Origin of the sequence: Kitasatospora sp. NPDC001539 (genome assembly GCF_040298565.1) — a bacterium.
Lineage (GTDB): Bacteria > Actinomycetota > Actinomycetes > Streptomycetales > Streptomycetaceae > Kitasatospora.
In genome coordinates, this window is the sequence record NZ_JBEPAK010000270.1 from 1 (window position 1) to 9,000 (window position 9,000).

Below are 9,000 nucleotides of genomic sequence, written 5' to 3' on the forward strand. Positions count from 1 at the left end.
GCCCGGACCGCACCCGCGGTCCGGGCGGCGGCGTCTTCACGGGCCCCGCACCCGGCCCGGGTTTACCAACCGGTACGGCGTTTGGCAGGATCGACGGCATGTCCGGTTCTCATCGCGCCACCGAGTACCCGCCGTACGAGCCGATGCGGGAGCCGGTGTACGGCGGAGTGCCGCAGCAGTCGCAGGACACGCCGCACAGCGCGTACGAGCCGTACGGGCAGCCCCTGCGGCACGACCGCCACGGCGAGTACCGGCAGGCCCCGCAGGCCGCTGACGGGTACTCCGCGGCCTACGACGAGCCGTTCCGGCCGTACGCCGCCGAGCCGGAGACGGTGTACCAGGAGCAGTTCCACGGGCAGCAGCCGGAGTACGGGCAGGCGCTCTACGAGCAGCCGACGTACCGGCAGGCGACGTACGACGAGACGACGTACGACCAGCCGACGTACGAGCAGGCGTACTACGGGCAGACGGACTACGGGCAATCGGAGGACGAGCAGGCGCTCCACGAGCAGCCGCCGTACGAGCAGCCGGTCCACGGGGAGTCGGTCCACGGGGAGTCGGCACCCCTCGCGTCCGTCACCCCCGCCGCGGCTCCCGCGCCCGGCGGCCGGGCCGCCGCCCGGGGCCGGAGGCGCAAGGCCAAGCAGAAACGTCACGGCAAGGCCGTGATGGCCGGTACCGCCCTGCTGGTCGCGGCCGCCGCCGGCTGGTACACCGTCGGCCAGGACGACGCCAAGCCCGGCATCGCGGCCGCCGACGGTCCGGGCCCCGAGGGCGTCAGCAAGCCCGACCAGCCCGCGCCCGCCCCCGCCGCCGTCCAGGCCGCCGCCGACCGGCAGTCCGCGCCCCCGGCCGCCGGCCGCGGCGAGGCCCGCCCGGACGCCTCCCTGGCCGCGATACCCGGCCTCGGCGCCGCCTTCACCGCGAAGATCCCCGCCGAGACCACCCAGGTCGTGGTCGCCTCCGGCGCCGACAAGAACACCGACAAGAACACTGTCGTCCTCTGGACCCGGACCCCCGAGGGCCGCTGGCTGGCCGGCGAGACCTGGAACGGCCACAACGGCAAGAACGGCTGGACCGCCGACCACAACGAGGGCGACCTGCGCAGCCCGATCGGCGTCTTCTCGCTCACCGACGCGGGCGGTCACAACGCCGACCCGGGCAGCAAGCTCCCGTACGACAAGGACGCGAACTTCGTCGTCTCCGGCACCGGCTTCTTCGGCGACCAGCTGGCCGGCTCCTTCGACTACGTGGTCGCGATCAACTACAACCGGGTGCCCGGCACCTCCCCGCTCGACCCGCGCCGTCCGATGGGCGCCAAGAAGGGCGGCGGGATCTGGCTCCACGTCGACCATGACGGGCCCACCCACGGCTGCGTGTCGATCCCCGAGGACAAGATGGCCGAGCTCATCCGCACCCTGGATCCGGCCGCCCACCCGGTCATCGTCATGGGCGACGCGGCCACCCTGGCCGCCTGACCTCGGCGTACGGGTGACGGGCGGCTTGTCGATCTCCTACAGATCGCCGGTGCGGATCCTGTAGCCGGTCATGCCCGGCTGACCAACCGGTAACCGGGTTCCATGGCAGTATGAGCGGTTCACGCATTGTGGCACTCGGCCACTACCAGCCCCCCAAGGTCCTCACCAACGACGACCTGGCGGCGCTCGTCGACACCGACGACCAGTGGATCCGCACCCGGGTCGGCATCCGCACGCGGCACATCGCCGAGGGCGAGACCCTCGTCGACCTCGCCACCGAGGCAGCGCAGAAGGCGCTCGCCCACAGCGGTCGGACGGCCGACGACATCGACCTGGTCGTGGTCGCCACCTGCACGGCGATCGAACGCAGCCCCCACACCGCCGCCGCCGTGGCCGCCCGGCTGGGCGTGCGCTCGCCCGCCGCGTACGACATCAACACGGTCTGCTCGGGCTTCTCCTACGCGCTCGCCACCGCCGACCACGCGATCCGGGCCGGAGCGGCCCGCCGCGCGCTGGTGATCGGCGCCGAGCGGATGTCCGACACCCTCGACTGGACCGACCGCTCCACCTGCGTGATCTTCGGCGACGGGGCGGGCGCCGCCGTGGTCGAGGCCCAGGAGGAGGGCGCCGAACCCGGCATCGGGCCCGTGGTGTGGGGCACCGAACCGGAGAAGAGCGACGCCGTGGTGATCACGGGATGGGACCCGGTGATCAGCCAGCAGGGCCAGTCGGTGTTCCGCTGGGCCACCACCCAGCTCGCCCCGCTGGCCCGGCAGGCCTGCGAGCGGGCCGGGATCGACCCCTCCGAGCTCAAGGGCTTCGTCCCGCACCAGGCGAACCTGCGGATCATCGACGCGATCGCCGCCAAGCTGGGCCTCGGTGACGCCGTGGTGGCCCGGGACGTGGTCGACTCCGGCAACACCTCGGCCGCCTCCATCCCGCTCGCCTTCTCCAAGCTGGTCGAACGCGGCGAGCTCTCCCCGGGCGACCCGGTGCTGCTCTTCGGCTTCGGCGGCGGTCTCGCCTACGCCGGCCAGGTCGTCCGCTGCCCGTGACCCGCCCCGGCCGCGACCGCCCGGACCGCGACCGCAGCTGAGGGGCCGGACCGCCGCTGACGGCCGGACCGTCCCCGGTCCGCCCGCTCCCACCGCCCTGACCCGGGCGCGGACCGGCCCTGACACCGCACATGCCGGTGGGCGGGCACCCTGTGTGAGGGGTGCCCGCCCACCGGCATGTCTGGCGCGCGTGCGGTACGTCGGCGGACCTCCCCCGAGGACACGGCCGCCGTCCGTCGTTCCCCGGACAGGAGGCCGGGGCTGCGCGCGGAGCGGATGGTGGATCGAACGGATGGTCCTACTTGGGCGCCTTCTTGCCGGTGACGCCCAGGTACACCAGGGGAGCGAGGTTGGGCTTGAGGTCCTTGACCTTGACGCCCCAGGAGGTGAAGGCCTTCTGGTGCTCCGCCGCCGAGGCGAGCAGGGAGACCAGGGCCCCCGAGACGGCGTTCGGATCGAGCGCCTTGTCGGCCTGACCCTTCGCCTGGAGATCCTTGACGGCTTCCGCGAGTGGTTTGGCGACCGCGTTGAGGACCGTCATGCGGATCTTGAAGAACCGCTTGTCCCCTTCCGCGGCACCGAGCGTGACCACTCGGAGAATGGCGTCGTTCTTGCGCCAGAAGGCGAGGAATCCGTCGACCAGTTCTTCCGAAGTGGTCGGTCCGGACTTCCCTGCCCAGGACTTTCCGGCCACCAGCTCTTTGAGGGTGTCGGCGTCCTTGGCCATTTCCTCGGCGATTTCGAGGACTGCGCCCTCGACATCCGGGAAGTACTGGTAGAAGGTCGCGGGGGAGGTACCCGCCATACGGGCGACGTCGATGACCTTGACGTCCCGATAGGGCGACGTGCTGAGCATCTCGCGGAGGCAGTCGAGCAGCTTCTGCCGCGTCTCCTGTCCGCGTCGCCCGGCGACGCGACCGTCGACGGTGCGAACTTGTCCTGTCATGCCGTCAGCTTACCGTGGCACGATCTTGGCGCGATTCGGCGATGCGACTATTACTCCGCGCGGGGGTTGCTATACGGCCCGAACCGCTTCGGACGGATATTCACCGGCCTCCGGGGCGCTGTTGTGGCCCCCCCGTGTGCTTTTGACCCCATAGCGTGACGGCGAGTCCGCTGAGGGATGATCGGATGACAGAGCGTGACCATTACTCCGGCCCGGAAATGGACGGTCCGGGGGCGCGAGCGCAAGCCCGGGACGGAGCGGGCGTCAGAATCCGGCCGTTCCGTCCTCGGTGACCGGGCGGAGCCGGCGGCGGGCGGACCCCGGCCCGGCGGGCCGCTCCGGGCGGGGGAGGTTGGAGATGCGCCGGGCGGCATTGGAGAATCGGGACCGGCACCACGCGGCGGGTGCGGAAACGGGGAGGTGGCAGCGGAGTGGACCAGCTGACGGCGCACGATCCGAGGCGGATCGGGCCCTTCGAGGTGCTGGGGCGACTCGGCGCGGGTGGGATGGGGCTGGTCTACCTGGCGCGCTCCGCGTCCGGACGCCGGGTGGCCATCAAGACCGTCCGGGGGGAGCTGGCCGAGGACGAGCTGTTCCGGGTCCGCTTCGCGCGCGAGATCGCGGCCGCCAAGACGGTCGGCGGCTTCTACACCGCGGCCGTGGTGGACGCCGACGCGGACGCCCGGGTGCCCTGGCTGGCCACCGCCTACATCCCGGCGCCCTCGCTGGAGGACCTGGTCGAGGAGTGCGGGCCGCTGCCGGTGGACGCCACCCGCTGGCTGGTCGCGGGCATCGCCGAGGCGCTGCAGTCCATCCACGGCGCCGGGCTGATCCACCGCGACCTCAAGCCCTCCAACGTCCTGGTGGTCGAGGACGGCCCGAAGGTGATCGACTTCGGCATCGCGTCCGGGGTCTCCAGCACCCGGCTCACCATGACCAACGTCGCGGTCGGCACCCCCGCCTACATGTCCCCCGAGCAGGCCCGGGACAGCCGGACCGTCCGGGGCGCCAGCGACGTCTTCTCGCTCGGCTCGCTGATGGTCTTCTGCGCCACCGGGCACCCGCCGTACCGCGGCTCCAACCCGGTCGAGACGGTCTTCCAGCTGCTGCGCGAGGAACCGGACCTGACCGGCATGCCGCGCGAGCTGATGGACCTGGTCCGCGCCTGCATGCAGCAGGCGCCCGAGCGCCGGCCGACCCCCGCGCAGATCCAGGCCGAGCTGGCCCCGCACCTGTTCTCCCGGGACGACGCCTCCGGCGAGGCGGGGGACTGGCTGCCCGCCAACGCGCTGGAACTGATCGAGCGCAGGCGCGGCCGTCGCCCGAGCGCGCCGCCGCCCCGCCCGTACGCCGCTCCGGTCGAGCCGCAGCCGCAGCCGCCGCAGGCCCCGGCCCCGCACGCGGCGATCCCGCACCCCTCGATCCCGCCGCAGCCGCCCGGTCTGGGCGATCCGCAGCCCCGTCCGGGCGGGGTGCAGGCGCCGCCGGCCGGTCCGGTGCACAGTCCACCGCGTCCCGGCCACGCCCCGGACGGCGAGATCCCGACCGCGAAGATCGCCTCCACGAACAAGCACCGGGCACCCACCGGCGGCGGCGCCGTCGAGGTCCAGCTGTCCGGTGCCTCGGTGCGGATAGGCCCCGGGCCGCGGGCCGAGCACGAGCAGCCCGGCCCGACCACCGCCCCGGCCGAGACCGACTGGGTCCGCCGGACGGCGGCGGCCCCGGCCCCGCCGGCCCACCCGGCCCCGGCCGCCCGCTGGCGCCCCTGGCGGTTCCGGATGTCCAACGACGTCTGGGGCACCCCGGTCGTCGCCGACGGCACGCTCTTCGTCTCCAGCTTCGAGGTGCACGCGCTGGACATCGCCTCCGGCGAGCGCCGCTACAAGACCCGGGACGTCGCCTGGGCGCTCGCGGTGGACGCCGGCCGGGTGCACGCCGCCGACGGCCCGCACCTGTACACCGTGGACGTCGCCGACGGCACCGAGCGCTGGCGCACCTCGTTGGACGGCTGGGTCTACTCGCTCTCCGCCGCCGACGGCGTGCTCTGCTGCGGCGTCCGGGGCGGCGGCGTCCAGCTGCGCGCGGCCGCCAGCGGTGCCGAACTGTGGCGCGCGGACGACGCCCAGCAGGACTACGAGAACCCGCAGTCCGGTCCGGTCCTGGTGGCGGGCGCCGCCTACTACTACGGCGCCGGGCGGCTGCGCTGCGTGGACCCGCGCGGTGCGGGGCTGCGCTGGTCGTTCCCGGTCGGCGAGGAGGTGCCCTCGCACCCGGTCGAGCGCGGCGGCGTGCTGTACCTGACGGCCGGCACCCGGGTGTACGCGCTGGACGCGGCGACCGGGGCCGAGCGCTGGCGCTTCGAGGCGCCGGTGGTGCTGTTCACCCCGCCGTCGCTGGACGCCGACGCGGTCTACGTGGCCGACTACCTCGGCACGGTCTACGCGCTGGACGCGGCCACCGGCCTGGACCGCTGGCGCGGCGTCACGGGCAGCCGCCAGGGCGCCGAGCCGGTGGTGGTCGGGGACGGCATGGTGCTGGTGGGCAGCGGCGAGGTGCTGTACGCCTTCGAGGCGGCGGGCGGCCGGGAGCGCTGGCGCTACACCGCGCGCGGTGAGATCGTCGGCTCCCCGGCGGTGGCCGACGGCCTGGTGCACCTGGGCAGCCGGGACCACTCGCTGCACACCCTGGACCTGGCGACCGGTCAGCTGCGCTGGGAGCTCGGCACCAAGGGCGAGCTCACCGGCTCCCCGGTGGCGGTCGGCGGACGGGTCTTCGTCGGGTCCAAGGACCGTTGCGTGTACGCGCTGGACGCCTACTACGGCACGGCGGTGCCCGCCCGCTGAGCGGGGCGGGCACCGCCGTACCGGTGGTCGTCCGGGCCGACGCCCAGGCCCAGGCCCAGGCCTAGGCCGAGGCCCAGGCCCAGGTACAGGCCGAGACTCAGGCCGAGGCCCGGGCCCAGACCCGGGCCCGGTTCCAGCCCGGGATCAGGCCTGGGTCCTGCGGGCCTCGGGGTGGCGGCTGCACCAGCCCTCCCACGCGGAGGAGACCATGTCCGCCACGTCGTGGACGGCGCTCCAGCCCAGCTCGCGCCGGATCAGGTCGGCGGAGGCCACCACCCGGGCCGGGTCGCCGGGGCGGCGCGGCGCCGTCTCGGGGGTGGTGTCGTACCCGGTGACCTTGCCGATCACCTCGATCATCTCCTTGACGCTGACGCCCTCGCCACGGCCGATGTTGAGCACCAGCGAGGTCTCGCCGGCCGGGTCGGCGGCCAGCCGCTTGGCGGCCGCCACGTGGGCCGAGGCGATGTCGGAGACGTGGATGAAGTCGCGGACGCAGGTGCCGTCCGGGGTCTGGTAGTCGTCGCCGAAGACCAGCGGCGCCCGGCCGGCGGTGAGCCGCTCGAACACCATCGGGATCAGGTTGAACACCCCGGCGTCGGAGAGCTCGGGCGAGGCGGCGCCGGCCACGTTGAAGTAGCGCAGCGCCACGGTGGACATCCCGTGGGCCTTGCCCGCGGCGGCGACCAGCCACTCGCCGGCCAGCTTGGTCTCGCCGTACGGGCTCATCGGGGCGCAGGGGGTGGACTCGGTGACCAGGTCCACGTCCGGCATGCCGTAGACGGCGGCGGAGGAGGAGAACAGGAAGCGCTTGACGCCGCCCTCGGCCGCGGCCTCCAGGACCGTCTGCAGGCCGATCACGTTCTCGCGGTAGTAGAGGAACGGCTGCTCGACCGACTCACCGACCTGCTTCTTGGCGGCGAAGTGCAGGATGCCCTCGATGCCGTGCTCGCGGATCGCGGCGTCCAGGACGGCGCGGTCCAGGGTGGAGCCCTCGATCAGCGGGACGCCGGCCGGCACCCGGGAGGCGTCGCCGGTGCTGAGGTCGTCCAGGACGGCGACGCGCTCGCCGGCGTCGAGCAGCTGACGGACGACGTGCCCGCCGATGTATCCGGCTCCGCCGGTGATCAACCAAGTCATGCGGCAATCCTAGGCGTTCGCATTCGGTCGACCTTCTCGGGCGAGTCCAGCCAGGAATCAGGACAAATCGGTGAAATGCTGACAAAGATTTCCGTGCTCTCATGCCCGCGCTTTCGGCGTGGTGACGAATCGGAGGCAGCCAGGTGAGCCGCAAGAAGGAACACAACCGCCCGCTGCCGGCCGGTCCGAGGCCGACCGGGCCCAAGGCGGCTCACCGGCGGCTGCTCGTGCCGGGCGCGGTCGCGGCGCTGACGGCACTGGCGCTGGTCGGGTGCAGCAGCACGTCCTCCTCGTCCTCCTCCACCGCCGCCTCCCCCTCGGCCGGCTCCGCGACCGCGGCCTCCGGCTCCCAGTCGGGCGGCGGGAACCAGCTGCAGCAGGACTACCAGACGGTGATCGCCAACGTGCTGCCCTCGGTGGTGCAGATCACCACGGGGGAGAGCCTCGGCTCCGGGATCGTCTACGACGACAAGGGCGACATCGTCACCAACGCCCACGTCGTCGGCTCGGCGAGCACCTTCACCGTCACCCTCGCCAACTCCACCAAGTCCCTGGACGCCACGCTGGTCGGCAGCTACCCCGACTCCGACCTCGCGGTGATCAAGCTCAGCAGCCCGCCGAGCGGCCTCAAGCCGGCCGCCTTCGGCGACTCGAGCAAGGTCGAAATCGGTCAGATCACCCTCGCCATGGGCAGCCCGCTGGGCCTGTCCAGCAGCGTCACCCAGGGCATCGTCTCGGCGACCGGGCGGACCGTCACCGAGCCGCAGGGCGGCGGCTCCCCGGGCGCCACCATCGGCAACATGGTGCAGACCTCCGCCGCGATCAACCCCGGTAACAGCGGTGGCGCGCTGGTCAACCTGAGCAGCCAGGTGATCGGCATCAACACCCTCGCGGCGACCGAGCCGCAGGCGGGCGGCGCGGCCGCCCCCGGCATCGGCTTCGCGATCCCGGCGTCGACCATCACCAACATCGCGGACCAGCTGATCAAGCAGGGCAAGGTCACCAACTCCGGCCGCGCCGCACTCGGCATCACCGCCCGGACGAGCTTCAACCAGCAGTTCCAGCCGTCCGGCGCGGCGATCGTCACGGTCACCCCGGGCGGCGCGGCCGCCGCCGCGGGGCTGCAGCCGGGTGACGTCATCACCAAGATCGGCGACACCCCGGTCGACTCGCTGAACGCGCTCACCACCGCGCTCGCCTCGCTCACCCCGGGCAGCAAGGTCACCGTCACCTACGTCAGGGACGGCAACACCCAGACCGCCGAGGTCACCCTCGGCACCCTGGACACCACCCCGTAGGGCCCGTCCGCCGACGCCGGCGGGGTCCGCGGACGGACGCCGGCGTTCCCCGGCACCGCCCCTGCCCGACGCCGTCCCCCTTCCCCCTCCGACGCCGCCCCTGCCCGACGCCGTCTCCTCTCCGGCGCCGCCTCCCTCCCCGATGCCCCGGTGCGCCGCCGGGCCCGCCCACCGCGCAAGGGTGCTGCGGGCCGGCCGCCGCGCCGGACCCGCGCCGGGGCCGGTCCTCCGCTCGGTCTGGGC

General features: G+C 73.4%; 6 protein-coding genes. 4 read left to right on the plus strand and 2 right to left on the minus strand.

The genetic code is table 11. The annotated features are described in order from the left end of the window. Positions 1-98 precede the first annotated feature (98 nt). Entirely contained in the window at positions 99-1,478 is a 1,380-nt protein-coding gene (locus ABT247_RS33685) for a L,D-transpeptidase family protein (protein ID WP_502892518.1), read from the plus strand. Between the two features lie 110 nt (positions 1,479-1,588). After that, entirely contained in the window at positions 1,589-2,533 is a 945-nt protein-coding gene (locus ABT247_RS28685) for a beta-ketoacyl-ACP synthase III (protein ID WP_350748043.1), read from the plus strand. Between the two features lie 298 nt (positions 2,534-2,831). Here the strand turns inward: ABT247_RS28685 and ABT247_RS28690 are convergent, their stop codons facing one another. Further along, positions 2,832-3,479, minus strand: coding sequence for a TetR family transcriptional regulator (locus ABT247_RS28690; protein ID WP_350748046.1), 648 nt, complete (start codon positions 3,477-3,479; stop codon positions 2,832-2,834). Between the two features lie 431 nt (positions 3,480-3,910). On the opposite strand from ABT247_RS28690, the gene ABT247_RS28695 reads away from it, so the two are divergent. Next, positions 3,911-6,322, plus strand: a complete 2,412-nt coding sequence (locus ABT247_RS28695; RefSeq protein ID WP_350748048.1) for an outer membrane protein assembly factor BamB family protein — start codon at positions 3,911-3,913, stop codon at positions 6,320-6,322. 144 nt (positions 6,323-6,466) lie between these two features. Here the strand turns inward: ABT247_RS28695 and galE are convergent, their stop codons facing one another. Continuing rightward, positions 6,467-7,459 (minus strand): UDP-glucose 4-epimerase GalE, encoded by a 993-nt coding sequence (galE, locus tag ABT247_RS28700; protein ID WP_350748051.1) that lies wholly within the window; start codon positions 7,457-7,459, stop codon positions 6,467-6,469. Between the two features lie 221 nt (positions 7,460-7,680). Here galE and ABT247_RS28705 point away from each other — a divergent pair, with 221 nt between their 5' ends. Further along, positions 7,681-8,757, plus strand: coding sequence for a S1C family serine protease (locus ABT247_RS28705; protein ID WP_350748057.1), 1,077 nt, complete (start codon positions 7,681-7,683; stop codon positions 8,755-8,757). The last annotated feature ends 243 nt before the right edge of the window (positions 8,758-9,000 follow it).